General features: G+C 67.0%; 22 protein-coding genes. 12 read left to right on the forward strand and 10 right to left on the reverse strand.

Going from position 1 to position 25,754, the window contains the following annotated elements:
• Positions 1-36 precede the first annotated feature (36 nt).
• Positions 37-360: a DMT family transporter gene (locus tag ACQPW1_RS17335; protein WP_433663716.1), complete on the forward strand. Its 324-nt coding sequence runs from the start codon at positions 37-39 to the stop codon at positions 358-360.
• Positions 361-418: 58 nt separating this feature from the next.
• Here the strand turns inward: ACQPW1_RS17335 and ACQPW1_RS17340 are convergent, their stop codons facing one another.
• Positions 419-976: a Uma2 family endonuclease gene (locus tag ACQPW1_RS17340; protein WP_433663717.1), complete on the reverse strand. Its 558-nt coding sequence runs from the start codon at positions 974-976 to the stop codon at positions 419-421.
• Positions 977-1,390: 414 nt separating this feature from the next.
• Between ACQPW1_RS17340 and ACQPW1_RS17345 the strand changes: the two genes are divergently transcribed.
• The 4 genes from ACQPW1_RS17345 to ACQPW1_RS17360 all read left to right on the forward strand — a co-directional run bounded on the left by ACQPW1_RS17345 (position 1,391) and on the right by ACQPW1_RS17360 (position 4,736).
• On the forward strand, positions 1,391-2,197 hold the full coding sequence (locus tag ACQPW1_RS17345; protein ID WP_433663718.1) for an ATP-binding cassette domain-containing protein: 807 nt from the start codon (positions 1,391-1,393) through the stop codon (positions 2,195-2,197).
• A 49-nt stretch (positions 2,198-2,246) separates the two neighbouring features.
• On the forward strand, positions 2,247-3,302 hold the full coding sequence (locus ACQPW1_RS17350; protein WP_433663719.1) for an ABC transporter permease: 1,056 nt from the start codon (positions 2,247-2,249) through the stop codon (positions 3,300-3,302).
• Positions 3,303-3,345: 43 nt separating this feature from the next.
• Positions 3,346-4,320: an ABC transporter substrate-binding protein gene (locus tag ACQPW1_RS17355; RefSeq protein WP_433663720.1), complete on the forward strand. Its 975-nt coding sequence runs from the start codon at positions 3,346-3,348 to the stop codon at positions 4,318-4,320.
• A 269-nt stretch (positions 4,321-4,589) separates the two neighbouring features.
• Entirely contained in the window at positions 4,590-4,736 is a 147-nt protein-coding gene (locus tag ACQPW1_RS17360) for a hypothetical protein (protein ID WP_433663721.1), read from the forward strand.
• A 21-nt stretch (positions 4,737-4,757) separates the two neighbouring features.
• On the opposite strand, the gene ilvA is transcribed toward ACQPW1_RS17360, so the two are convergent.
• Complete coding sequence (gene ilvA / locus ACQPW1_RS17365; protein WP_433665267.1) at positions 4,758-5,987, reverse strand: threonine ammonia-lyase; 1,230 nt, start codon at positions 5,985-5,987, stop codon at positions 4,758-4,760.
• A 204-nt stretch (positions 5,988-6,191) separates the two neighbouring features.
• On the reverse strand, positions 6,192-7,361 hold the full coding sequence (locus ACQPW1_RS17370; protein WP_433663722.1) for a serine hydrolase domain-containing protein: 1,170 nt from the start codon (positions 7,359-7,361) through the stop codon (positions 6,192-6,194).
• 159 nt (positions 7,362-7,520) lie between these two features.
• Here ACQPW1_RS17370 and ACQPW1_RS17375 point away from each other — a divergent pair, with 159 nt between their 5' ends.
• From ACQPW1_RS17375 to ACQPW1_RS17385, 3 genes are all read left to right on the forward strand, one after another.
• Positions 7,521-8,246, forward strand: a complete 726-nt coding sequence (locus ACQPW1_RS17375) for a GntR family transcriptional regulator (protein ID WP_433663723.1) — start codon at positions 7,521-7,523, stop codon at positions 8,244-8,246.
• An 86-nt stretch (positions 8,247-8,332) separates the two neighbouring features.
• Positions 8,333-9,847, forward strand: a complete 1,515-nt coding sequence (locus ACQPW1_RS17380; RefSeq protein ID WP_433663724.1) for an NCS1 family nucleobase:cation symporter-1 — start codon at positions 8,333-8,335, stop codon at positions 9,845-9,847.
• Positions 9,847-10,587 carry an aspartate/glutamate racemase family protein gene (locus ACQPW1_RS17385; protein ID WP_433663725.1) on the forward strand — a complete coding sequence of 247 codons (741 nt, stop codon included), beginning with the start codon at positions 9,847-9,849 and terminating at the stop codon, positions 10,585-10,587. The genes ACQPW1_RS17380 and ACQPW1_RS17385 overlap by 1 nt, the downstream gene beginning before the upstream one ends.
• 26 nt (positions 10,588-10,613) lie before the next feature.
• Here the strand turns inward: ACQPW1_RS17385 and ACQPW1_RS17390 are convergent, their stop codons facing one another.
• Positions 10,614-10,964, reverse strand: a complete 351-nt coding sequence (locus ACQPW1_RS17390; protein WP_433663726.1) for a hypothetical protein — start codon at positions 10,962-10,964, stop codon at positions 10,614-10,616.
• A gap of 301 nt (positions 10,965-11,265) precedes the next feature.
• Here ACQPW1_RS17390 and ACQPW1_RS17395 point away from each other — a divergent pair, with 301 nt between their 5' ends.
• Positions 11,266-11,784 (forward strand): hypothetical protein, encoded by a 519-nt coding sequence (locus tag ACQPW1_RS17395; protein WP_433663727.1) that lies wholly within the window; start codon positions 11,266-11,268, stop codon positions 11,782-11,784.
• Here the strand turns inward: ACQPW1_RS17395 and idi are convergent.
• The 4 genes from idi to ACQPW1_RS17415 form a co-directional block, all read right to left on the reverse strand.
• A complete protein-coding gene (idi, locus tag ACQPW1_RS17400; RefSeq protein ID WP_433663728.1) occupies positions 11,762-12,334 on the reverse strand; it encodes an isopentenyl-diphosphate Delta-isomerase in 573 nt (190 codons plus the stop codon). The genes ACQPW1_RS17395 and idi overlap by 23 nt on opposite strands.
• Positions 12,331-13,203: a geranyl diphosphate 2-C-methyltransferase gene (locus ACQPW1_RS17405; protein WP_433663729.1), complete on the reverse strand. Its 873-nt coding sequence runs from the start codon at positions 13,201-13,203 to the stop codon at positions 12,331-12,333. Before ACQPW1_RS17405 ends, idi begins: the two co-directional genes overlap by 4 nt.
• Before the next feature lie 67 nt (positions 13,204-13,270).
• Positions 13,271-14,743: a family 2 encapsulin nanocompartment cargo protein terpene cyclase gene (locus tag ACQPW1_RS17410; RefSeq protein WP_433665268.1), complete on the reverse strand. Its 1,473-nt coding sequence runs from the start codon at positions 14,741-14,743 to the stop codon at positions 13,271-13,273.
• Between the two features lie 20 nt (positions 14,744-14,763).
• A complete protein-coding gene (locus ACQPW1_RS17415; RefSeq protein ID WP_433663730.1) occupies positions 14,764-16,170 on the reverse strand; it encodes a family 2B encapsulin nanocompartment shell protein in 1,407 nt (468 codons plus the stop codon).
• Positions 16,171-16,785: 615 nt separating this feature from the next.
• Here ACQPW1_RS17415 and ACQPW1_RS17420 point away from each other — a divergent pair.
• Positions 16,786-19,779 carry an AMP-binding protein gene (locus tag ACQPW1_RS17420; RefSeq protein WP_433663731.1) on the forward strand — a complete coding sequence of 998 codons (2,994 nt, stop codon included), beginning with the start codon at positions 16,786-16,788 and terminating at the stop codon, positions 19,777-19,779.
• 124 nt (positions 19,780-19,903) lie between these two features.
• Complete coding sequence (locus tag ACQPW1_RS17425) at positions 19,904-20,503, forward strand: methionine biosynthesis protein MetW (protein ID WP_433663732.1); 600 nt, start codon at positions 19,904-19,906, stop codon at positions 20,501-20,503.
• A gap of 432 nt (positions 20,504-20,935) precedes the next feature.
• Here the strand turns inward: ACQPW1_RS17425 and rffA are convergent, their stop codons facing one another.
• The gene (rffA, locus tag ACQPW1_RS17430) at positions 20,936-22,075 is read right to left on the reverse strand and encodes a dTDP-4-amino-4,6-dideoxygalactose transaminase (protein WP_433663733.1); all 1,140 of its coding nucleotides are present in this window, start codon (positions 22,073-22,075) and stop codon (positions 20,936-20,938) included.
• Positions 22,065-23,183 (reverse strand): glycosyltransferase, encoded by a 1,119-nt coding sequence (locus ACQPW1_RS17435; RefSeq protein ID WP_433663734.1) that lies wholly within the window; start codon positions 23,181-23,183, stop codon positions 22,065-22,067. The genes rffA and ACQPW1_RS17435 overlap by 11 nt, the downstream gene beginning before the upstream one ends.
• A 439-nt stretch (positions 23,184-23,622) precedes the next feature.
• On the opposite strand from ACQPW1_RS17435, the gene ACQPW1_RS17440 reads away from it, so the two are divergent.
• A complete protein-coding gene (locus ACQPW1_RS17440; RefSeq protein WP_433665269.1) occupies positions 23,623-25,749 on the forward strand; it encodes a hypothetical protein in 2,127 nt (708 codons plus the stop codon).
• Positions 25,750-25,754 lie beyond the last annotated feature (5 nt).

Below are 25,754 nucleotides of genomic sequence, written 5' to 3' on the forward strand. Positions count from 1 at the left end.
GCCCCACTATTGTCCGGCACTCGATACGCTGCCGCCATGACCCTGTTGCTGCTGGCCATTGCCATCGCGTCCGAGGTGACCGCCACCGTTTCGCTGAAGCTCTCCGACGGATTCAGCAAGGTCATCCCGTCGATCATCGTGGTGCTCGGCTACGGCAGCGCCTTCTGGTTCCTCTCCCAGGCCCTGAAGCGCGGCATGCAGATCGGCGTCGCCTACGGCATCTGGTCTGCCGTCGGCGTAGCCGCGATCGCCATCATCGGTGTGCTGTTCCTGGACGAACGGCTGACGTTGATTCAAGTCGGCGGCATCGCCCTGGTGATCATCGGCGTGCTCGCACTGGAACTCGGCGGCCAGCACTGAGCGAGCGAGTGTGCCGATCGTCATCGAGAACTATCGGCACACCCGAACGCTGTATAGATCAGAGGAACTCGCCGGTCTCCAGGTCGAACTCGAAAGGTTTCGGCAGCCGGAGCGACGCACCGAACTTGGCGGTGGCCGTGTGCCGATACTCTCCGTTCATCGGCTCCCAGTAGATCCTCATTTCGGCGCGATGCCGATCGATCAGCAGGTAGGCGGGGATGTGAGCCTGCGCATAGGCATCGCGCTTCTCGATGCGATCGACCTCCGCGTCGCGTTCGCGGCCCGAGGTGATCTCCACGATCATCAGCACCCCGGACGGGTCGGCCCATGATGGCTGATCCCGGAAATAGCCACGTGGCGCAACCGCACCATCCACTCTGGCACGGCTTTCGCGATAGGCCGGGATACGGGCACCGACTTCGGCATATAGCCGCCACTCCGGGCAGTGGTCCCGAATCTGATCGCCGATGATGCTTGTGAACTCAGCATGCTCACCATCCGGGACCGGAACCACGTAGATCCTTCCATTGATCAGCTCGACGTCGACTTCCTCGGACGATGCGCGCTCCAACACCTCGAACTCCGCGAGGGTCACATCGGCGTCCATGCTGCTCATATCCCCAGGGTAACTGGGTGGCGCCGGTTCAGTCTGCTGGTCGTCCTCCAACAGGTGTCGTGCTGCGGTGGGCGGACTCATTCGAGGCCCAGGTCCGGTCGTGGGCGTCTACGGTCCATTGGCAACTCCCTCTACTCGACGACGGGACGGTTGTGCATTTTCTTTGACGTGCGACGGAGCCGGTTAGTTCCCTCAAATCCAGACGACTTTCAGAGCTGAAACTGGAGCATTTGGCGAGCCCTACCCGAGGAACCTGCCAACGTGGGCGTTCAGTACATTGTTTTCTCACTCTGAAACCGAGTTCCGTTGCGCTGTCCGTATTTTGCCGAATACGTCCCACGAGATGATGGGCCGAACGTAGCATCGGGCGATGGACTGGACGTTTGCTCAGCTGTGCGCGCACGGATGTGGCCGATGACCTCGGACGATGCGGCGAAACAGGCCGATACCGCGGGCGATTCCGCCGTTGCGCTGCAGGCCGATGGGCTGGTGAAGCGCTATGGCGGGGTCGAGGCGTTACGTGGCGCCAACTTTCAGGTGAGTGCCGGTGAAGTCGTTGCCTTGATCGGCGACAACGGCGCGGGTAAATCGACTCTCGTGAAATGCCTTTCCGGCGCCGAGCAGCCTGATTCCGGGCGGATTTTGCTGGACGGCAAGCAGGTGGTGCTGAATACGCCGACGGCCGCGCGGAAACTCGGCGTGGAGACCGTGTATCAGGACCTCGCGGTGGCCCCCGATCTGGACCCGGCCGCGAACCTGTTCCTCGGCCGCGAGCTGGTGCGCAAGGGCCTGGCGGGTCGGCTCGGCATGCTGGACCGGACCGCCATGAGAGCCCAAGCGGTCGAACACTTCCGGCGTCTCGGGGTCACCCTGCAGAGCGCGGACGTGCCGATCGGCTCGCTGTCCGGCGGCCAGCGGCAGAGCGTCGCGGTGGCCAGGGCGGTGATGTGGGCGAGCAAGGTCGTGTTCATGGACGAGCCGACCGCCGCGCTCGGCGTGGTGCAGCGCGAGCGGGTGCTCGACGTGATCCGCCGGGTCGCCGGCGAGGGCATCGCGGTGGTGCTGATCAGCCACAACATGCCGGAGGTCTTGGCGGTCGCCGACCGCATCGAAGTGCTCCGGCTCGGGCGACGGGTGGCGCGGTTCACCGCGGCCGAGGCCACGCTCGAACAACTGGTAGGCGCCATGACCGGCGCGCTGTCACAGGAGGGGGCGGCGTGAGACACCATCGCGTAGTGCTCACGGCGTTGAATTCCAGCGAGGTGCAGGCATGAGTGAGGTCAAGTCCGTCAGCGTCGACGAGAACGGCAACGGCGGCACCGAGATACCGGAACGCACTGTCCTGCAACGACTCCTCGGCGCGAGCACGGTATGGATCGGCGTCGTCCTGGTCGCGCTGTGCATCGTGTTCAGTGTGATCCGCCCCGACGCGTTCCCGACCCGGTTCACCCTCCAGACGTTGCTCATCGAAACCTCTGTGCTGCTGGTGCTTTCGGTCGGGATGACGTTCGTGATCATCACCTCCGGCATCGACCTCTCGGTCGGCATGGTGCTGATCTTCGCCGGTGTGATCGGCGCCAAATCGATGGAAGCACTGAGCCCGGACCAGGACGCGACGAACGCGGGCTGGGGCATCATCGGCATCGGCTTCCTGCTGTCCATTGTCGGCGGCGGCGTCTGGGGCCTGATCAACGGATTGCTGGTGGCCAAGGCCAAGATTCCGCCGCTGATCGTCACGCTCGGTTCCTTCGGCGCCGCACTCGGCGCCGCCCAGTTGATCACCGGCGGTGTCGATACCCGGACGGTGCCCGAAAAGCTGCGCAACACACTCGGTTTCGGCACCACGCTCGGCGGCATCCCCAACCTGGTGCTGGTCGCCACCGTGGTGACGGTGCTCGCCGCCTGGGTCCTGCACACCACCCGCTTCGGCCGCTATACCTACGCCATCGGCTCCAACGAGGAGGCCGCCCGGCGTTCCGGCATCGCGGTCACCCGGCATCTGGTGACGGTGTATCTGCTCACCGGCGTGCTCGCCGGGCTGGCCGGCTTCATGAACCTGGCCTACTTCGGCACCACCACCATCGGCGGGCACACCACCGACAACCTGGATGCCATCGCGGGCGTGGTGATCGGCGGCACCAGCCTGTTCGGCGGTGTCGGCTCGATCGTCGGCACCGTGATCGGCGTGTTCATCCCGTCGGTGCTGAAGAAGGGGTTCGTCATCGCGCAGGTGCCGGTGTTCTGGCAGCCGATCGCGGTGAGCGTGGTCCTCGTCGCGGCGGTCTGGTTCGACCAGCTCCGCCGCCGGGCCCGCGACCGGAAATAGGAATTCGATAGTGCAACAACACAATACGGCGGAGGTAAGCCAAATGAGGGTGGCCAAGCGGACAGCGGTGGTGATCGGCGCGATCGTGTCGGTCGGCGCGCTGCTGGTGTCCTGTAGTGGGACGGTGAGCAATTCGGGCGGCGGTGACAGCAAGAAGCTGGTGCTGATTCCCGGCGTCGCCGACGAGCCGTTCTACATCTCGATGCAGTGCGGCGCACAGGACGAGGCCACGAAGCTGGGCTACAAGCTGGACACGCAGGCGCCGACCAAGTTCGACGCCGGGTCCCAGACGCCGGTGCTCACCGGCGTGGTGGCGAACAAGCCCGGCGGCATCCTGATCGCGCCGACACACGCCACCGCCATGGCCAATCCGATCAAGCAGGCCAAGGACGCGGGCATCAAGATCGTCGAGGTGGACACCGCGCTCGACGACACTTCCGTTGCGCTGTCGTCGATTTCGTCGGACAACAAGAAGGGTGGCGCGCTCGCGGCGCAGACCCTGGCGAAGCTGGTGGGGGACAAGGGTCCGGTGCTGGTGATCAACACCAAGGCCGGTACGTCCACCACCGACGCGCGGGCACAGGGCTTCGAGGAAGCGGTCAAGAGCTTCCCCGGCATCACCTCACTCGGCGTGCAGTACAACAACAATGAAGCGGCACAGGCGGCTTCGATCGTCACCGCGACGCTGGCCGCGCACCCGGACCTCGCGGGCATCTTCGCCACCAACCTGAGCTCCGCCGAGGGCGCGGCCACCGGCCTGCGCAACGCGAACAAGCTCGGTCAGGTCAAACTGGTCGGCTTCGACGCGAGCCCCAAGCAGGTCGAGGACTTGAAAGCCGGTACCGTGCAAGCACTTATCGCCCAGGACCCGGCGGGCATCGGCGCCAAGGGCGTCGACCAGGCGGCCGCGGCCATCGAAGGCAAGCCGGTCACCCGCAACATCCAGACCGACATGATCGCGATCACCCAGGCGGACATGGACGCCAACTCGAAGTTCTTCTACAAGCGCAAGTGCTGACAGCCACCCGATGAGGGGCCGACCGGACGCCACCGCGTCCGGTCGGCACGGGTGTTCCCGACCCCGGCGTGGGTCATCAGCAAATCTCCAGAAACACCCATAACGGACCACGCATGACCGATCATGATTCGCGGCGCCCGTCCGATGAGCGTCCGAGCACCTCGCCCCCAGGGCGCGGTGGCCTCTACCCGGTTCACTGCTTTATGGCACTTCGAGTCTTCGTGAAGCTCGACAGCTACCGGAAGTAACGAACAGAAGGAGAAGAGGAAATGATCGGATCCATCGTGGGTAACTTCCTGACAATGGCCACCGCCGTCTTCCTGGCGATCGCCATTCCGATCGGCGGCTCCATCATGGACCTCGCGCTGATCCCGCTCGGCGCCGTCATGAGCCCATTCTTGTTCTTCGGCAGCTAGCGCACCTAGTCCCGGGCGTCGTCAATCCTCCACTCGGACAGAGTATTCCGCGTTGGCGAGGGCGGTGAGGACGTCGTCTCGGTGGTTGGCGCCGCGGGTTTCCAAGGTGAGCGAAACCTCGACCTCGTCGAGTGCGAGGCGGGTGCCGGTGCGGGCGTGCGATACGTCGACCACGCTGGCACCGGTCTTGCCGACCACCGCGAGCAGCGCGCTCAGCCCGCCCGGCCGGTCCGAAATCGTCACGCGGACAGCGAGATAGCGGCCCGCGGCACTCAGTCCGTGGCCGATCAGCCGGGTGAGCAACAGCGGGTCGATGTTGCCGCCGGAGAGCACCGCGCACACCGGCCCCTTCAGATCGAGATCCGCTGCGGCGCAACTCATCAGCGCCGCGACCGCCGCCGCGCCCGCAGGCTCGACGATCAGCTTCGCGCGCTCCAGGCACAGCAGCAGCGCCTTGGACAGCGAATCCTCGTCCACCGTCAACATCGTCGAGACATGCTCGGCCACATGCACGAACGGCACCTGCCCCGGCAGGCCGACGGCAATACCATCGGCCATCGTCGACATCCGCCCGACCCGCACCGGCTTGCCCGCCGCCAGCGAGCCCGGCCAGGCCGCCGCCTCCTTCGCCTGCACCCCGATCACCCGCACCTGCGGGACCAGCTGATGCAGCGCCACCGCGATACCGGCCAGCAGCCCGCCACCGCCGGTCGGCACGAGCACCGTGCCGACATCGGGGATCTGCTCCAGGATTTCCAGCGCCACCGTCGCCTGCCCGGCCACGATGTCCGGGTGGTCGAACGGATGGATCAGCGTCGCACCCGTGCGCTCGGCGAGCTCCTTGGCCGCGTCCAACGCGTCCTCGATGGTCTCGCCCACCTGCCGCACCTCGGCGCCGTACGCCTTGGTCGCCGCCAGCTTCGGCAGCGAGGCGCCGACCGGCATGAAAACCGTCGAGGTGATGCCGAGCGAGGTAGCCGCCCAGGCCACCCCCTGCGCGTGGTTACCGGCACTCGCGGCAACCACCCCGCGAGCCCGATCCGCGGCGGGCAGATTAGCAATCCGGTTATAGGCCCCGCGCGGCTTGAACGACCCGGTCCGCTGCAGGTTCTCGCATTTCAGCCATACCTCGCTGCCGGCGCGCTCGGACAGCACCCGGGACGCGACGATGGGCGTCTTCCGAATCACCGGCGCCAGCAACTCCGCAGCAGCCATGATCCGTTCCATACCGACCAACTCCATGCCGCACATGCTGCCATCCCGGACCCAATACGTCCCACGATTGCCCGCCGGACGCCCCGCCCCCAATTCGGCGGGCAATAAGGCGGCCGCTGACCGCAAGTGCCGTCTCCGCCGGTCAGCCCGACGCGCGGACGCCTGGACCGGTGATCAGGAGGAACTGGTGTCGGCAACGGTCGAGAGCCGACCTGCACCCAGTTTCCCCTCGCGCCGGACCTAGGCCGTTTTTGCGAGGTTGTGGGCGAGGGTGCCGAGGCGGGCCAGGCGGGCGTCGCCCAGGGGAGTGAGGCGGCCGCCGAGGCGGTTGGTCACGAAGCCGAGGGACATGCCGGTGGCGGGGTCGGCGAAGGCGCCCGAGCCGCCGAGTCCGAAGTGGCCGAAGGCGGAGATCGGGTCGGCCTTGGAGGGCTTCATGGGGACGGCGTGGTAGCCGAGGGCCCACGGGATACGCAGGGCGAGAACATAATCGGGAGTGAAGACCTGGCGCTGAGTGATGAGCTCGATGGTTTCGGGACGCAGCAGCTGAAATCCGTCGAGTTCGCCGCCGTTGGCCAGCGCGCCGTAGAGGCGGGCGAGGGAGCGGGCGGAGAAGACGCCGTTGAGGCCGGGCATCACCGAATCATGTAGGCGCGGATCGGAAACCAGGTCGGCGAAGCCCTTCGGGGTGGTGTCCATGGCGGCCGAGAACCTGGTGCGGCCGAGTAGCCGGGAGCTGTTCTCCCAACTCATTCCGGCGACCGTCAGCCGGGGAAAGTTGGTCGCGATGCGGTCGCGCTGGTTCTCCGGCACCCGGAACCAGAGTTCCTCGGCGGCAAGCGGTTCGGCAATCTCGGTGCGCACCACCTCGGTGAACTCCGTGCCGGTCACCTGACGCACGAGCTCGGCGACCAAGTGCCCGAACGTGATTCCGTGATACCCGCTGGTGACCAGCCGACGCGGATCCGGCGACGCCGCGGCCAGTGCCGCCGTCACCGCCGCATCATCGAAGAACCGATCGAACGAACCGGGCAGCAGACCGCGCAGCCGATGCAAACCCGCCCGGTGGCTGAGCAATTCGCGAACCGTGATGCGCTCCTTGCCCGCGGCGCCGAACTCGGGCCAGTACGTCGCGACGGGCTCGTCGTATCCGACCTGACCGCGCTCGGCGAGCCGATGCAGCACCGTGCTGGCCACGCCCTTACCGGTCGAATACGCCATGGCCACGGTGTCACGAGCCCACGGCACCTCCGGCCGCGCGTACCCCGCCCACACATCCACCACCGGCTCGCCGTGCAAATAGACCGCGAGCGCGCCACCGCCGTCGATGGGTCGCCGGAACAGCCGGTCGAACTCGGCGACCAGGGTCGCGAACCGGCGATCTACGAACTGTGCTGCCGAAACCGTCATCGGAAACTCTCTGTAGTCACGTGTCCGAACAGAATTACACGGACGTGACAAACCGGCGTAAATGCCCTGCCACGGGACCGGTTGGTTCTGTCCGAATACGTTTCCTGAGCGTCACACAGCTGACCGAAATCGCAACACGCCTGGCCTAGCGTGTTTCGCATGCCCCCGAGACGACGTTCGGCGCTGCTCGCGAGGTTGGTCATCGACGCACCCGGCCGACCGCAAGTGATTCTCGGCGAACTCCGCCGGGTGATCCTGGACGGCGCGGTGCCGCCGCTCACCGTCATCCCGCTGCGCGAGGTGGCGGAGCTGTTCGGGGTGAGTCACATCCCGGTCCGCGAGGCGCTCAAGACGCTGATCGGGGAGGGCCTGGTCACCCACGAGCCGCACGGCGGCTACGCGGTTGCCCAGCTGACCGCGGCCGAGCTGCGCGAGATGTACATCGTGCGGGAGACCCTGGAGAACGCCTCGCTGGCCGCGGCCGCGCTGAACGCGAGCGGCGCCGATCGTGCGAAGTTGATCGAGGTGAACGCGCTGTTGGAACAGGCGATCCGCGACGACGATCCGGCCGCCTATCACCGCGAATCCCGCAACTTCCACGTCGCGCTGACCAAGCCGTCGCGCATGTTCCGGCTGCTGCACATGCTCGAATCGGCGTGGAACGTCACCGAGCCGGTTCAGTCGATGGTGCACATCAGCCGTGGCGATCGCGTGCGCCTGCACACCGACCATGCGTTGATGATGGACGCCTTCCTCGCCCGCGACGTGGATTGCCTGCTGCTCATCGCCGAACGTCATCACCGCAGGTTAGAGACGGTCATCGCGACTCTGCCGACGGATACGGGACTGCTCGCGCCGGAAGAAGATATATCTGCCGCGCAATAGCCGGGCAATAACGGCGCAACGGGCGGGCAATGGCGAATCCCTACCGTCGTTTCGATCACAGTTTCACCTCCCGGATGGGAAGAATCATGACCGAAACCATCGCGGCACCGAGCCTCGCAGCACCAACGCACGCCGCAATTCCCGACACCGCGCCGCCGAGTTCCGAGTACCACCCACGGCTCACCAATGCGGACCTCGCGCCATTGCAAAAGCAGAGCTGGGGTTCCTACAACATCTTCGCCTTCTGGATGTCGGACGTGCACAGCGTCGGCGGCTACGTCACCGCGGGCAGCCTGTTCGCGCTCGGCCTGGCCAGCTGGCAGGTGCTCGCGGCGCTGTTGATCGGCATCACCATCGTCTACTTCTTCTGCAACCTGGTCGCGAAGCCGAGCCAGGTGACCGGCGTGCCATATCCAGTCATGTGCCGCAGCGCCTTTGGAGTGATCGGCGCCAACATCCCCGCCATCATTCGCGGCCTCATCGCGGTGGCCTGGTACGGCATTCAGACATTCCTGGCCTCGGCGGCGCTGGATGTCGTTCTGGTGAAACTCTTTCCGGGCCTGGCACCCTATGCGGTGGCCGATGACTATGGCTTCCTGGGTCTTTCGCTGCTCGGCTGGGGAAGTTACCTGACGCTGTGGGTGGTGCAGGCGTGCGTGTTCTGGCGCGGCATGGAATCCATCCGCAAGTTCATCGACTTCTGCGGGCCCGCGGTCTACGTGGTGATGTTCCTGCTCTGCGGATACCTGATCGCCAAAGCCGGTTGGAGCGCCATCGATCTGAACCTCGGCGACGTGAAGTACACCGGCTGGGACTCGCTGCCGGTGATGCTCGGCGCCATCGCGCTGGTGGTGTCCTACTTCTCCGGGCCGATGCTGAACTTCGGTGACTTCTCCCGCTACGGAAAGACTTTCGCCGCCGTGCGTCGCGGCAACCTGCTCGGTCTGCCGGTCAACTTCCTGCTGTTCTCGCTGCTGGTGGTGATCACGGCCTCGCTGACGGTCCCGGTGTACGGCGAACTGATCACCGACCCGGTCGCGACGGTCGCCCGCATCGACAGCACCTTCGCGATCGTGTTGGGCGCGTTGACCTTTACGGTCGCCACCGTCGGCATCAACATCGTCGCGAACTTCATCTCGCCTGCCTTCGACTTCTCGCATGTGAATCCGCAGCGGATCAGCTGGCGCGCGGGCGGGATGATCGCCGCGGTCGGCTCGGTGCTGATCACCCCGTGGAACCTGTACAACAACCCCGAGGTCATCCACTACACCCTCGAGGTGCTCGGCGCGTTCATCGGCCCGCTGTTCGGCGTGCTCATCGCCGACTACTACCTGGTGCGCAAGCAGCACGTGGTGGTGGACGACCTGTTCACCATGTCGAAGACCGGAAGCTATTGGTATAGCAAGGGATACAACCCGGCCGCCGTCATCGCGACCGCGATCGGCGCGCTGATCGCGGTGATCCCGGTGCTGGCCAAGGACATCACCGGCATGTACACCGCGGCGCAGTACAGCTGGTTCATCGGCTGCGGCCTCGGCTTCGCCGTCTACTACGTACTGGCCACCCGAACGAGGTTGGCGGTGAAGGGAGTACCTGCCTGATGCGAATCCGTGTGGTCAACCCCAACACGACGCGGGCGATGACCGACACGATCGAGCAGTGTGCCAGGGCCGTCGCCGGCCCCGGCACACTGCTCGACGCGGTGACCGCCGAGATGGGGCCCGCGTCGATCGAGAGTCATTACGACGAAGCCCTCAGTGTCCCAGGGGTTCTCGCCGCCATTCGGCGCGGCGAGGAAGAAGGCGTCGACGGCTACGTGATCGCCTGCTTCGGCGATCCGGGATTGGATGCCGCACGCGAGTTGGCGAGCGGACCGGTGATCGGCATTGCCGAGGCGGCGATGCAGACGGCCAGTCATCTCGGCCGCGGGTTCAGCGTCGTCACGACATTGGGTCGAACCATCGGACGCACCGCCGATCTGGTGGAACGATATGGGCGGCAACGGTTTTGCCTCGGCATCCACGCCTGCGAGCTACCGGTGCTCGCGCTGGACACGGACCCGGACGCCCGCAAGATCGTCACCGAGGCCTGTCGAGGGGCGGTGGACGCCGACGGCTCCGACGCAATCGTGCTCGGTTGCGCAGGGATGGCGGATCTGTGCGCGCACATCCGCGACGAGATCGGAGTACCGGTGATCGATGGCGTGGCGGCGGCGACGCTGACCGTGCAGTCGCTGATCACCCTCGGACTGCGCAAGTCGGGTAGGGGAGAGTTCGCCGCGCCGCCACCTAAGCCGTACACCGGCCTGCTCCATACCTTCGGTTCGCCGCACCATTCCTGAAATCGAAAGGCGTGCGGCTGTGCTGGTCAGGCGGCGACGGCGGTCCGGAGGGCGTGCAGGGTGAGGTCCGGGTCGTCGACGTCGACGACGAGGCGGGTGAACGGGGCGCCGTCGAGTTCGATGCGGACCGCGCGGCCGTCGAACCTGGTGTCCCAGAACTCTTTACGGCCCTTGCCGCGGAAGGTTCCGGCCGCGATCACGCCGGGGAAGAAGGTGCCTGGCGCGCGCACCCACGGCGGGCGCAGGTCCACTTCGGCCCTGACCACCGCGGTGATGTTCGCTAAATCGAAGGTGATGTGCTCACGCAGGGCGAGCACCTGATGCCCACCGACCACTTGAACCGTCACGGTCGTACCCGTGACCTCGATTTCGACCATCACGCACCTCACTTCGCCGACAACTCCTACGCATCCCACAGTGCCGGGCCGACCTGGTCATAGCCTGTGCCGTTCCTATGATTTCTCTCAGGGTTTGTGACATTGCATTACTTAGATATGCGCATTTATCGATGTGGTTGCCAGAACCTATCCAAGGTCGATCCCGAGTGTGTCGGACTCAAAACAGCATGGACGGTATGGGATTCTCACCGTGCTCGTGCTTACCCGTTTCTGCAGGTCCCCTCGCTAGCGACTGCTTGCAGGTCGCTCGAAACAGCCAGCCCGCGAGAAGAGGTTGTCGATGCTCGGGAAACTCGCCACCACAGCTGCCGTTGCCGCGGTATTGCTCGTCCCGTTCGATATCCCCGTCGCATCAGCGTTACCGCCCGCGGGCAGCCGCGCGAACGGCGACTTCCGCTGGACGGCGGCGGACGGCGCGATCGATATGACCCCGCACGCGCTCACCTTCACCTCGGTCGGCGTGCTGCGCGACTGCACCGGCGGCTCCGAGGGCATCACCGGCGGCACCTTCACCGGCACGCACATCGCCACCTCGGATTGCATGCGCCCGGCGGACGGCCCGATCACCGTCGACGTGCTCTGGTCGAACGGCGAAACGAGCAAGCTGTGGGGCCCATGGCCGGTGACCATGCAGCAGCCGACCATCGGCACCCTGGATGTCGTCGACGGGCTCGGCCAGGGCAGCCGGGTCCGGATCACCGCCGACTACGAGATGATGACGCCGGCCATGGTCGGCGGTTGCCTCGGCCCAGGCGTGCGCACCGGTGTCGGACGGCTCAGCGCGGCCACATTTCAGTGACGGCCCGCTCGGCGAGGTCGAGCACACCGGCCAGCCACGGCGTGTAGGCGGCCGGATCGGCGGCCATCGCGTCCCGTAGCGCGGCAGGCTCGATCCAGGCGTAGTCGGCGACCTCGGCCGGATCGGGGCGCGGGGCACCGACGGTGAGCCTGCCGACCAGGACGTGGTCCCACTCGAATTCGACACGGCCGGTCGTCGAGTCCTCGGCGTGGTAGCGGTAGACGCCCACCTCGGTGAACGACGTGGCCAGGCCCATCTCCTCGGCGAGGCGCACTGCGGCCGCCGCCGCGACGGGCTCGCCCGGCGCGGGATGGCCGCAGCAGGTGTTGGCCCACTGCGACGGGAAGCGGGTTTTCACTGCGGCCCGCTGTTGCAGCAGCACCCGTCCCTCGTCGTCGAACAACAGCACCGAGAACGCCCGATGCAGCTGTCCCGGCGCCTGATGAGCCTGCGACACCGGGCACGCCCCGATCGCGTGACCCGCGTCGTCGACGAGCTCGACGGGCAGGGCCTCGCGGTCGGTGATCGGCTGGGCGAAGGTCTCGGTCACCTGCCCACCTTATCGGCGGCGATCAGCAGGTATTGGAAGCTGCCCTCCCGGTACGCCTGCAGGAACGGCTGCTCGACACCCGTCGCGAGCTCGGATTTCGTGCGCAGCTCCCAGTAGGGGATGGTGGCCGCGGTGAGGTCGGTCACGTCGATCGGGACCAGGTTGTTCTCGGCCATCGCGCGGAAGTATTCGCTGCGCGGATGGATCATGCAGCCGTAGTGCGCGTCGATCCAGCTGACCGAGGACGAGCGGCCGCCGGTGATGTCGTTGGAGCAGCCGGTGATGCACACGTAGCGGCCGCCGGGCTCGAGCAGCCGGGAGAACTCGTGGAACAGCTCGAACAGGTCGACGTACATGGTGGTCTCGTTGGTCCAGATGCCGCGCATCGACCACGGTTCGAAGCCGGTCTCCAGCATGTTCCGGAAATGGAACCGCACCTTGTCGTTCAACCCGCGCTGGGTGGCCTGCTCGTTGGCGAAGCGCACCTGGTATTCGGAGATGGTGACGCCGTCGACCTGGCAGCCGAATCGCTCGTTGGCCATGAAACTCGTTCCGCCCCGGCCGGATCCGCCGTCCATCAGGCGCTGGTCCGGGTGCACCGTGCCGAGGTGGTCCAGTAACAGCTGGGCCTGCGCGGTCTCCAAGCGGTGCAGTTCCCTGACGATTCGCTCCTGACGGGTGTCCTCCGGTCCGCTCAGTACCGAGAGATCGGGTGCGCCGATGCCGTAGTGGTGGTGGTAAAGCCCGTCCACCTCACCGAGTTTCGTGTTGACCCGGTCGTCGTTGGGGTTGTTGTTCCAGTACGCGGCAACGGCCTTCTGGTAGCTGGTTTGGAGCACGGCATCGGTATCCGGATTGAGAATCGTCACGCCAATTCACCCTCTCTCGTTGCAGCACTGTCTATTTCCCCTGGCGGTGTGCACCAGCCCGGCGGTGTCAGTCGGAGTAGCGCCTGCTGTCCGCGTGCCAGGCGCGGCTGCCGCCCAGCCACGCCCACACACCGGTGAGGTACCGGCGTAGCTCGGCGGAACCGAGGGCGGCCAACGGGGCGGCCTCGAGTTCGAAGCGGTGCATCAGTTCGTCGTGCAGCTCGGCGGTGCGCAGCACGGCCTCGCGCCGGGTGCAACCTTCCTCGGCGACGAGGACCGTCGGCAGATTGAATTCCGTACCGTCGGAACGGTCTTCGCGGGCCATCGAGTACAGGTCGTTGACCAGCTGACTGGCCAGCGCGGCCGTGGTGATCACCCGGCGTACCCGGGGATCGGTGTACTCGGCGGCCTGGAGTTCGTAGCCGCCGACGATGTCGATCGGTGCCATACACGGCAGGAAGCTGTGCGGCTGCCGGTTGGTGAGGTACTCCCAGGCCTGCGGTGTGCGGCCGGATTGCCGCCATCCCGCTTCGGCGCCGAGCGCGATGAACCAGCCCGCGATCTCGGTGCGCAGCCGGGCCAGTTGCGTGGGCGTGGCGAACTCGGCCAGGTGCACGAAGCCGCCGCGAAACGCGCGCAGGATCGGGTCGGCCTGCATCGCTTGTTCGACCCGAGCGGCATAGCGCGCGGGTAGGTGGACGGGATCTATTGCGGCGGCGGCGAGTTCGAGCTTCGGTCCCAGTTCTGCCTGGGCGCTCGACGGTGTGCCGTCGGGTGCGGTGTCGTCGGCTCCGGGGTCGCAGTAGTAGTCGTCCACCGCCCACTCGGCGACCGCGCACTTCGCGGCGGCGAGCAGTCGGTCCGGGTCGTTGCAGTCCGGGTGGGCGAGCATGATCAACCGGCCGAAGCCCGCGTCGCGCAGGTCGTCCAATCGGCCTTCGTACAGGCCGATTGCGCTGGCCCAGGCGATGATTCGCTCGTTGACGACGGCGGCCAGCGCCGGGTCGTCGCGCATCGGTGGCGGGCAGTAGAGCGGGGGGATCGTGGTTTCGGTGCCGCCGCTGCGCCGAGTCGATGCGGTGCCCAGTCCGGTTGGGCCGGTGGGGATGCGGCGGTTGGTCGGCGTGGCCGACTCGTCGACCCACGGAGCGGCGGTGAGGCCGGGCGACATGGTCAGTCCGGTCGGGCCGGACAGCGTTGCCGCAGTGAGCGATTCAGTCGGCGCTACCTTCTGCTGAACGGGGGCGATGGCCGTCACACGCGGTGGTGCCGACCCCGTCGACGAGATGACCGGCAGCACAGCCGATCCGGAGGTGCCGTCCGGCGGTGTGATCAGCAGCGTCGCCGCGCCGAGTCCGCTCGGGCCTAGTAAGCGCGGCCTGGCGGGTGGGTCCGGTGTAGGTGCATCGGGTACGTCCGGTGTGTGTGAATCCTTGTGCACCAGTACTGATGGGGCGCCGCCGCCGAGGTCGGACAGTAGTGCGGCGACGGAGGCGGCGACCTCGTGGGTTGCGGGCAGGGCGAGGGTGCGAGACAGCATCGACACGGCTCATCACCTCGTCAGTCTGTTTGCCGAGCGACCAGGACATTGTCGAGCGCGCCGAGCGCATCCGGCACCAGCACGGCGGCCGAGTAATAGCAGCTGACCAGGTAGGAGATGATCGACTGATCATCGATGCCCTTGAAGCGGACGTTGAGACTCGGCTCGTACTCGTCCGGTATGCCGGTCTGGTGCAGGCCGACCACACCCTGATCCTTCTCGCCGGTGCGCATGGCGAGGATCGTGGTGGTCTGCGTCGGACTGACCGCGAGCTTGCCGCACGGGAAGATCGGCACGCCGCGCCAGGCGGGCACCCGGTGGCCGTCCACGTCGACCGGATCCGGATACAGCCCGCGTTTGCTGCATTCGCGACCGAACGCGGCGATCGCTTTCGGATGTGCCAGAAAGAGTTTGGTGCTGCGCCGCATGCTGAGCAGCTCGTCCATGTCGTCGGGGGTCGGTGGACCGGACTCGGTGGAGATGCGCTGCTTCAGGTCGCAGTTGTGCAGCAGCCCGAAGTCGGGACTGTTGACCAGGTCGTGCTCGCGCCGCTCGTAGAGCGCCTCGACGGTGAGGCGCAGCTGCTGTTCGACCTGATCCATCGGGTCGTTGAACAGGTCGGCGACACGCGTATGCACCCGCAGCACGCTCTGCGCGAGGCTGAGCTCGTATTCCCGTGGCGCGGCGTCATAGTCGACGAACGTGCCGGTCAGCAGCGGCTCACCGGCATGACCGGAGGCGATCTCGATCGCGGCCTCGCCCTTGGTGTTCTGCGGTTGCGTCGGCGCTTCCGCCAGCCTGGACAGTTGCTCGCGCAGCTGCGGGGCGTTCCCGAGCAGCTCGTCGAGCGCCTGGCGGGGGAGTACGAGAAGGGTTGTCTTGGTGACGGTTTTGACGGTGACCGGCCAGATGGCTTCCCGGTCGGTGAGCGCCTGATCGCCGAAGTAGTTGCCGCCCGCCAGAATGCCGAGCATGGTCTGTTCGTCGTATTCACCGGCGCCGAGCTTGCTCAGCTTGCCGTGCACGACCAGCACGACCTGATGCATCGGATTGCCGAATTCGGCGACCACGCTGCCGGGCTCCAGGTCCCGCTGCTGGAACCGCTGGGCGAGGGCCTGCAGCACTTCCTCGTCGTCGAAATCGCGCAACGCGGGCAGTTCCCGCAAGTCCGTCGGAATGACGCGGGCCTGCCCGCCGTCGATGTCGAACTCCACCTCGCCATTGCCGACGGTGTGCGTGAGCCGTCGGTTCACCCGGTAGACACCGCCTTTGACCTGGGTCCACGGCAGCATGCGGGTGAGCCAGCGGGAGCTGATGCCCTGCATCTGGGGTTCGGATTTGGTGGTGTGCGCCAGCTTGGCCGCGGCGGAGGTGCTGAGGCTCTTGCGTACGTTGTTTTCCGTGTGGACCGGCAGCTCGATGGTCATGCGTTGTCCTCACCTCGACAGGTGATCGCCCCGACAGGATCGGCGCGCGAAACGAGTCGATGGTTGTTGCGGAGACGGCTATTTCGGCACAGCAAACAGGCGGGCGAGACGGCCCGGGAAATCAGTTACTCAAGCGAAATGGCTTACGCGACAGTGCGTTCCAGACGGCATCGATCGTAGGCCGGGCGTCGGGTGGCACGCAGCGAAACGACGGATGCCGTCGCGGATGGTTACGACACGCTGCCGATCGGATAGCCGGGGCATAACTTCCGGTGGCGGGATGGGGGAACCGCGGACAGATCGCGGTCGGATGGCTACCGTATGCGGCCTCGACGCCGGGGGTAACGCCGGAATCGTCCCGACGTGGCGTTCGGGTTCGTTCTCGGGGTGACCGGTCGAGGCCTTCCGTCGCGCGTCGATCTGTCAGTAATCGGCCACTGACCCCGCATAACGTGCATGGATCGTGTCACAGCGGACACATAATGGACACACGGTATGGGAAGCTCGTCTGAACACATCGCAGCGCACTTCTCGGGGGCCGAAGGGTATCCCTTCGGTGGTGTACGCGGATGCGGATGATGAGGTTTACGTTCTAGGGTAGGGCCAGGAGCGATCTTGAAGTTCAGTGCGAAGGATTTGGTCGGATCGGTGCAGCGGTTGATGGCAACCGCGCAGAACGGCCTGGAGGTCATCCGCTTCGGCGGGTTGACCCACGATGTCGAGTCGTCCCCGTTCGAGGTGGTCGAGAGAAGGCGGATGTACCGGCTGCGGCACTACTTCCCCGACGACACCACCCCGGGCCGACCCGTCGCGCTGCTCGTACCGCCGCTCATGGTGAACGCCGACATCTGGGACGTGAACGTCGAGGACGGCGCCGTCGGCATCCTGCAACGCGGCGGAATCGACTGCTGGGTGGTCGATTTCGGCTCACCCGCCAGTGAAGAGGGCGGCTGGCAGCGTGACCTCGCCGACCACGTCCTCGCGGTCAGCAGCGCGATCGACGCGGTGACCGAGGCGACCGGCAGCGCCGTGCACCTGATGGGCTACTCGCAGGGCGGCATGTTCGCCTACCAGGTCGCCGCCTACCGGTACGGCAAGGGCGTGCAGAGCATCGTGACGTTCGGCAGTCCCGTCGACGTGGTCGCGGGCATGCCGTTCGGCCTGCCCTACGGGATGGTGTCCGACGTCGCCGACTTCCTGGCCGATCACGTGGTCACCCGGCTGCCGATCACCGATTCCATGGTGCGCATCGGCTTCCAGTTGCTCGACCCGATGAAGACGGCCAAGGCCAGGCTCGACTTCCTGCGGCAGCTGCACGACCGGGAGGCGCTGCTGCCCAAGGAGCGTCAGCGCCGGTTCTTGAACAGCGACGGCTGGGTAGGTTACGCCGGTCCGGCCGCCGCGGATCTGCTCAAGCAGTTCGTCGCGCACAACCGATTGATGCTGGGCGGCTTCGTGATTCGCGATCAGCCGGTCTCGCTGGCCGAGCTGAAGTGCCCGATCCTGGCGTTCGTCGGCGAGGTCGACGACATCGGCCAGCCCGCGGCGGTGCGCGGCATCGTGCGGGCCGCGCCGAACGCGGAGGTATACGAGGCCAACCTGGTCGCCGGGCACTTCGGCCTGGTCGCGGGCAGCACGGCGACCAACCACACCTGGCCGATGGTGCGGCAGTGGATCGACTGGCTCGAACGCGACAAGGTGCTGCCGCCGGAGATCCACCGGATGGCCGAGCACGTCGACAGCAACCGGCCGCGCTCGGCAGCCACCCGGGCGGTGCACACCGCCGCGACGCTGGCGGAGGCCGGTGCGGGCGTCGGCAAGGCCCTGGAGGGCATCGCCAGCAACACGGTTCGCGGGTCGGTCGAGCTGGCCGGTGAGGCCGCACGGGCGTTGCCGCGGTTGACCAGGCTCGGCATGATCCAGCCGCATACCCGCATCTCGCTCGGGCGGCTGATCGCCGAGCAGGGCAGGCGCGCGCCGTTGAAGGATCTGTTCCTGTTCGAGGATCGGGTGCACACCAATGCGGCGGTGAACGTCCGGATCGACAATGTGGTGCGTGGCCTGGTCTCGGTCGGCATTCGCCCGGCGATGCGGGTCGGCGTGATCATGGAGACCCGGCCCAGCGCGCTGGCGACGGTCGCGGCGTTGTCCCGGCTCGGCGCGGTGGCGGTGCTGCTCGCCCCGGGCAGTGAGCTGGCCCGCGCCCTCGAAATCACCGGCGTCGACACGGTTGTCACGGATCCGGAGAACCTGCGGCACGCGGCCAGTACCGGCGGGCGGGTGCTGGTGCTCGGTGGCGGCGACTCCCGTCAGCTCGATATTCCGTTGAGCGACAAGGTGATCGATCTCGAACAGATCGATCCGGCCCAGGTAAAGTTGCCCGGGTGGTATCGGGCCGATCCCGGGTTGGCACGCGAGCTGGCGTTCGTGCTCGTCACCGGCACCGGTGACCGGCTGGAGACCAAGTTCATCAGCAACCACCGCTGGGCGCTGTCCGCCTTCGGCACCGCGACCACGGCCGATCTTGACCGCCGGGACACGGTGTATTGCCTTGCGCCGCTGCATCATTCGTCGGGGCTACTAGTCAGCCTCGGCGGCGCGATCGCGGGCGGCAGCCGGATCGCGCTGGCGCGTTCGCTGGATCCGGCGCAGTTCGCCGAGGAGGTGCACCGCTACGGCGTCACCGTGGTCACCTACACCTGGACGATGCTGCGCGACATCCTCGACGCCGAGGTCTTCCCGGCCGGGCATCGGCACCCGATTCGACTGTTCATCGGCTCCGGCATGCCCGCGGGTCTGTGGCGGCGCACCACCGAGCAGTTCGACCCGGCGCGGGTGCTGGAGTTCTACGCCTCCATCGAGGGGGACGTGGTGCTGGCCAATGTGAAGGGCGTGAAGCGCGGCTGCAAGGGCAGGCCGGTGCCCGGCACCGCCAAGGTGGAACTGGTCGCCTACGACCCGATCGCCGAGGAGATCCTCGTCGACGGCTCGGGCTATGCCCGGCGGTGCGTGGACAACGAGGTCGGGTTGATGCTCGGCAAGGCCTCCGACGGGGTGGACATCTCCGCGGGCGGGCTGCGCGGCGTGTTCGCGCCCGGCGACTCCTGGATGCCGACGGAGAATCTGTTCCGCCGCGACAGCGACGGCGACTACTGGCTGATCGACCGCAAGGACACGGTGATCCACACCCCGCGCGGGCCGGTGTACGGGCAGCCGATCGTCGATGTCCTCAACGACATCACCTCGGTCGACATGGAGGTCGCCTACGGCCTGGAGGTCGGTGATCACCGGGGGACGGCAGCCGACGGAGTCGGCGGGGTGGGTAAGCACTGCATCGCCGTCGCCGCGGTCAGTGTGCGCGATGGCCTACGGCTGGATCCGAAGGACGTGACCGAGGCGCTGCGCGCGCTCGAACCCGACAAGCGTCCGGATCTGGTCTACGTGGTCGACGAGATCCCGCGCAGTTCCTCGTACCGGCCGTCCACCCGCGCGGTGCAGGCGGCGGGACGTCCGACGCCCGGGCCCGACACCTGGTGGTACAACCGGGCTTCCGACGCCTACGAGATCCTCACCGAGGACGACGCGCCGAAGATCCTCGGCGACAGCTGACCCGAATCGAGTTGTCGAGCCGCCGGATTCACCAGTTCGGCGGCTCGACCCGGTCGCGCGTGCGGGTGGCTCGCGCCGTACCATCCCACGCGGACGTTGCAGCCCGATTTGTCAGGAGTACTTGGTGAGTACGAGCCTTATCTACCGCAACGCCACCGTCTACGAGCTGCTGATCCGTGCGCTGTACGGCCGGTACTACACGGCTCGGTATCGCGCGGTCGAGGGGCTCGTGCCGGATGGCGCGAGCGTGGTCGATCTGTGCTGCGGACCCGCGACCTTGTACACCCGCTATCTGCGGCAGAAGTCGGTCGACTACACCGGTCTCGACCGCAACGACCGATTCGTCGCCAAGCTCACCAAAGCCGGCGGACAGGGCAAGGTCTGGAACCTGAGCTCCGACGCCCCGCTGCCCGAGGCCGACTACGTCCTGATGCAGGCCAGCCTCTACCACTTCCTGCCCGCCGCCGAGCCCGTGCTCGACCGAATGCTGGCCGCCGCACACAAACAGGTGATCATCGCCGAACCGGTGCGCAACATGGCCAGCAGTGACAATCGCGTGCTGGCGGCCGTCGGTCAGCGGTTCACCAACGCGGGCGACGGGGTTCAGGCGCACCGGTTCACCGAGACCACGTTGGACGAGTTCTTCCATCCGTACGAGTCACGCGTGGTCCGGCAGGAGCTGATCGCGGGCGGCCGAGAGAAGCTGTACGTCCTCAACGCCTGACGTGGGTGCCATAGCCGCACGCCTCCTGATTTCCCGCACCCAGACTTGCCGCGCTGACACGCGTGCGTTTATCAGAGGGTGTGCGGCTGCGTCGCCACTCGGTCGCGGGTGGTGTGGAGGAGTTGGTTGCGGGTGGCCGGTGAAGCTGTACGTGCTTGCCGCCGATGGCTGACAGCCGCACGCTTTCTGATGTCCCGCACCCAGACTTGCCGCGCTGAAACGCGTGCGTTTGTCAGAAGGTGTGCGGCTGCGACGTCACTCGGTCGCGGGTGGTGTGGTGGGAGTTGGTCGCGGGGCCGGAGAAGTTGTACGTGCTCGCCGCCGGTGGCTGATAGCCGCACGCCTCCTGATTTCCCGCACACGGACTTGCCGTGCTGACACGCGTGCGTTTGTCAGAAAGCGTGCGGCTGAACGATGGGACGGGCGCGGGCGTCAGACGGTGAAGTCGGTTACGGCTTCGATGACGCGGCCGACCTGCTCGTCGGTCAGGTCCGGCCAGAGCGGCAGGCGCACAACGGTTCCGGAGAACTCGGCGCTGCGCACGCAGGGCTGCGGGGTGCGGCCCAGCTTGAGTCCGGCGGGGCTGGAATCCAGCGGCACGTAGTGGAACGGGGCGACGATGCCGCGCACACGGAGGTGGGCGATCAGGTCGTCGCGGCGTTCCTCGGTGGGTGTGCGGAGGTAGTAGAGGTGCGCGGTGTGCTCGCGGTCGCCGGGCACGGTCATCAGCCGAACGTCGTTGCGGGCGGCCCATTCCGGGAGCGCGGCGGCGTAGGCGTCCCACACCCGGTGCCGTCCGGCCTGGATGGTGTCGAATTCGTCGAGCTGCGCGTCGAGTACCGCGGCGTTCAGTTCGCTGGGCAGGTAGCTGGAGCCGATGTCCTGCCAGGAGTACTTGTCCACCGCGCCGCGCAGGAACCGGGCCCGGTCGGTGCCCTTCTCCCGGATGATCTCCGCGCGCGCCATCAGGATCTCGTCGGTGAGCAGCAGCGCGCCGCCCTCGCCGCAGTGCACGTTCTTGGTGTCGTGGAAGCTCAGCGTGCCCAGGCTGCCGAGGGTGCCGAGCGGGCGCCCGCGCCACCGGCCGCCGAGGCCGTGCGCGTTGTCCTCCACGATGGCGAAGCCGTGCGTATTGGCCAGGGCGAGCAGCCCTTCCATGTCGGCGCCGACGCCGCCGTAGTGGATGACCACCACGGCCTTGGTCCGCTCGGTGACCGCGGCCGCCACCGACGCCGGGTCCAGGTTGCCGGTCTCGAGATCGATATCCGCGAACACACAGGTGGCCCCGCGCAACGCCATGGCGGTCGCGGTGGAGGTGAACGCGAAGCTCGGGACGATCACTTCATCTTCGGGACCCAGTTCCAGCAGCAGGCCCGCCATCTCCAGCGCGGAGGTGCACGAGGTGGTCAGCAGCGCGTGCGGCGCCCCCGTGATGACCTTCAGCTTCTCGGTCGCCGCCGCAGTGAACGGCCCGTCGCCGTGGCTGTGGTCGGAGCCGAGCACGGTCCCGAGGTTGGCCAGTTCGCGGCTCGCTCGAAACGGGCGGCTGAAGATGATGCGGTCAGTGCTCAACCCGGTCGTTCCCCTTGTTCGCGGTGGTCGTGGTCAGTTCCCTGGCGCCGGCCGGGTAGTCGGCGGCGTCCGGGTCCGCCGCTGCTACCGGGCGCGGCGTCGGTGAATCGACGGTCAGATAGAGCGGCTTACCCACGAGGATATGCAATGCCACCCCGAGGTATTCGGCGATGAGGCCGAGCGAGAACAAGATCGCACCCGAAACCAGCAGCAGCACCACGATCATCGATGCCCAGCCTTCGGGCGCCCAGTTGTCGGTGGTGAGTGCCTCGTACACGATGATGCCCGCCATCACGCCGCCGCCGAGCCCGAGGCTCACGCCGAGCAGGCTGACCAGGCGCAGGCCGCGAGTTCCGCTGCACAGCACCATCTTCCAGAACAGCGAGAACAAGCGGCGGTAGTTGTAGCCGGAGTCTTCGCGGCCCTCGGCGCGCAGCACCACCGGTACCTGCGCGACGGTGCCGACCACCCAGGTCAGCGCGACGTCGAGATACACACCGTTGGACGCGACCTCGGCCAGCTGACGCCCGATGGCGCCACGGATGAGCCGGTAACTCTCGAACCGGGTGGAGTCGGGGAACGCGAACAGCGTCGCGAGCACCAGCTTCGCGCCGCGCGAGGTGAGATTGCGCAGGAAACCGTGCGGGCGCGTGTTGCTCGGCTTGGAGTAGACCAGCTCGGCGCGTTCGTTCAGCGCGGCATCGAGGAAGGCGCCGATGAATTGCGGATCGTGCTGGCCGTCCTCGTCCATGGTGACGATCCAGTCGCCGCCGGCCGCGGACATGCCCGCGATGGTCGCGGCGTCTTGGCCGAAGTTGCGGCTCAGCCAGATGGTGCGCACCTCGGGGTAGGCCTGCTCGAGTTCCTGCAGCACCACGTCGGAACGGTCCGGACCGCGATCGTGCACCAGGATGATCTCGTCGACCTGGAAGGTGGTGCCGCCGGGCGTCTGGGTGGGACGAGCGAGCTCGTGCAGTTCGGCGACCAAGCCGCCGATGGTGTCCTCGCCACGATAGATCGGGACGACCACGGACACGGCGTGCGGCCGGGACGGCCTGCCGTTCGGGGTGACCGCGGCGGGGCGGGGCGTGCGGGAGGGAATCGGCATCAGCTGGATCGACTTTCGATGACGGTGCGTGCCGGTGTTCCCCGCTGGACAGCAGGGCCCGAGCCGCCCAGAACTCTAGCATGGTGCGGGTTTCGGATCGGGGGCCGAATCCATGCGGCGTCCGCGGGTCCCTCCGTGGTTACGCGAGCTGCCGCCTCCGGGCCTTCCGCTACCGCCGTGTGCATGCCCACCATCATCGACGCGTCGGCAGCCGGATGCCAAGCGCCACACTGCTGTGTAGGGTTTGGAACTCGTGACGGATAGTGCAGTGTCGAGGGTGACGCGCCCAGGGTCCGCCGAGGTCAACGGGGGTGACCCGGTCGAGGCAGAAGTTCCGGCCGGAACCGCCGGGGCGACCGGTGCTGCCGCCACCGCGGGCCCGGACGATCCCGCCTCTCGTCGCGACGTCTACCGCTGGGGACTGATCACCGCCGTCGGCGTGGTCCTCGGCTACGTTGCCGTCCTGCTCGCCAACGCCAGGCACTTCTACACCGACGACACCGAATCCCAGTACACCGGATTGTGGGTCGGCCTCGGCCACGCCCTGCGCGACGGCACCTTCCCGGTGCTGGTGCCCGAGCGGTGGATGTCGGGCAACAACACGATGGACGATGCGGGCCTGTTCAACCCGCCGCAGCTGCTGATCGATCTGATCGCGCCGTCCGTCGACAACATGGCGCTGTACGCGACCGTCGTCAAACTGATCTTCGCGATCATCGCCGCGCTGGGCGTCTACCGGATCTGCCTCGCGTACGGCGGTCGGCCCGCGTGGTCGGCGGTTGCCGGTGTCGCGTTCCCGCTGTCCGGGTTCTTCCTGTTCTTCGACGAGGCCAGCTGGATGACGGCGCTCACCGGCACCGCGTGGCTGGTGCATGCGTGGGCGTCGTCGGTGCGCTACACGCGCGGCCAGGGCGGCCCGATTCCGGTCTTCGTCTATCTCTATCTGACCATCTCGACTCAGTACATCTTCCCGGCGGTCGAGGCGGCGCTGATGCTGCTCGCGGTCGCGGTGGGCGAGATCGTCTACCGACGCAAATGGTGGCCGGTGGCGCGGCTGGCGGTGGTCGGTGGCTGCGCCGGGCTGGCGGGGCTGCTGACCTTCCTGCCGAGCATGCTGTCGGCGAAGGTGACCTGGCGCGGCACCATGGAGATCAAGAACGATCAGTTCCTGACGGTGCCGTGGTCGGAATCGTTGAATGCCAGCCTGCCGAGCTCGATGCCCGCGTTCACGTCCTGGTGGGGATACGTGCAGCCGATGCCGGTCACCTACATCGCGTGGTTCCTGATTCCGGCGCTCGCGTTCATCGATTGGCGGCGGGCCAAGGAGAGCTGGCGCGAGCTGTTCGGGGTCGCGTTCTTCGCGGTGATGATGCTGATGTGGGCGGCGGGGCCGGGTTCGATCGGTCCGCTGCGCTGGCCGGTTCGGGTGTTGCCGATGCTCGCCATCGGGCTGCTGGTGCTGGTGTGTGTGTTGCTCGCGCGCTATGGCACCACACGGGATCTGAAGAATCGCGGGATCGCCGCGGGGGTGCTGATCCTGCTGCTGTGGGTGCGGTCGTTCTCCGCCGATCCGCACGACGTGATCTGGCATGTGCTCGCGGCCGTGGCGATCGTCGCGCTCGGTGTCGCGGTGCTGTGGCTGGATCGGATCAAGGGCATTGCCGCGGCGTGTGTGCTGGTGATCGTCGCGATGTTCCCGATCGCGTTCTTCCAGGTGCAGGCCGCACAGCCGACCCCGATGACGTGGAATCTGCCGACCAATCGTTCCGAGGCCAAGGCCGCGTTCCCGGATTTCCCGGGCAACACGTTGCAGCTCGCCGAGCGCGGGCTGGTGCAACCGGAGGACAAGTCGCTCGACGGTGCCTACGGCTCCTTGGTTTTCGGCAACTACGCAAAGTCGCTGGAGCTGAGCTACGTCAACGGCTACACCCCGACGGGTCACTTCTACTTCGGTGAGCTGCTGTGCATGCGCTGGGACAGCAGCGTCTGCCCGGACGCGTTCCGGCGCATGTTCACCCCGGAGCCGACTACCGGACGCGACCTCGCCGATCTGATGAAGCTGGATCGGGTGGTGCTGCAGCGCGCGCTGTTCCCGGACGCCCGCAACCAGCCCGCGCCGGACGGCTGGAAGTGGGTCGACTATCCCGGTCACGAGAAGTTCATCTCGGTGCTGGAACGAGTGGACGGGCCGATCTCGACGGTGAACGGGCGGGTCGCGGCCAACAAGAACGTGACAGCGGCGTCGATCTCCGAGACCGACACCACCAGCCGGGTGCGGGTCAGCTCGCCGAACGGCGGTCGCGTGGTGTTCTCCCGGCTCGGCTGGCCCGGCTATCGCGTCACCATCGACGGCAAACAGATTCCGATCACCACCGTGGCGAAATCGTTTGTCGCCGTTGACATTCCCGCTGGCACGCAGAACGCCGAACTGGTGCTGACCTGGCGGCCGCCGGGCTGGAAGATCGGCATCGCCGCCCTGGCCGCCGGCGTGGTCGGCACCGGTGTACTGCAATGGCTGTACGTGCGGTCGCGGCGGCGTGCGAAGGCACAGCCCGCCGCAATGTAGGGTCT

Source organism: Nocardia sp. CA-128927, assembly GCF_050955855.1.
GTDB lineage: Bacteria > Actinomycetota > Actinomycetes > Mycobacteriales > Mycobacteriaceae > Nocardia.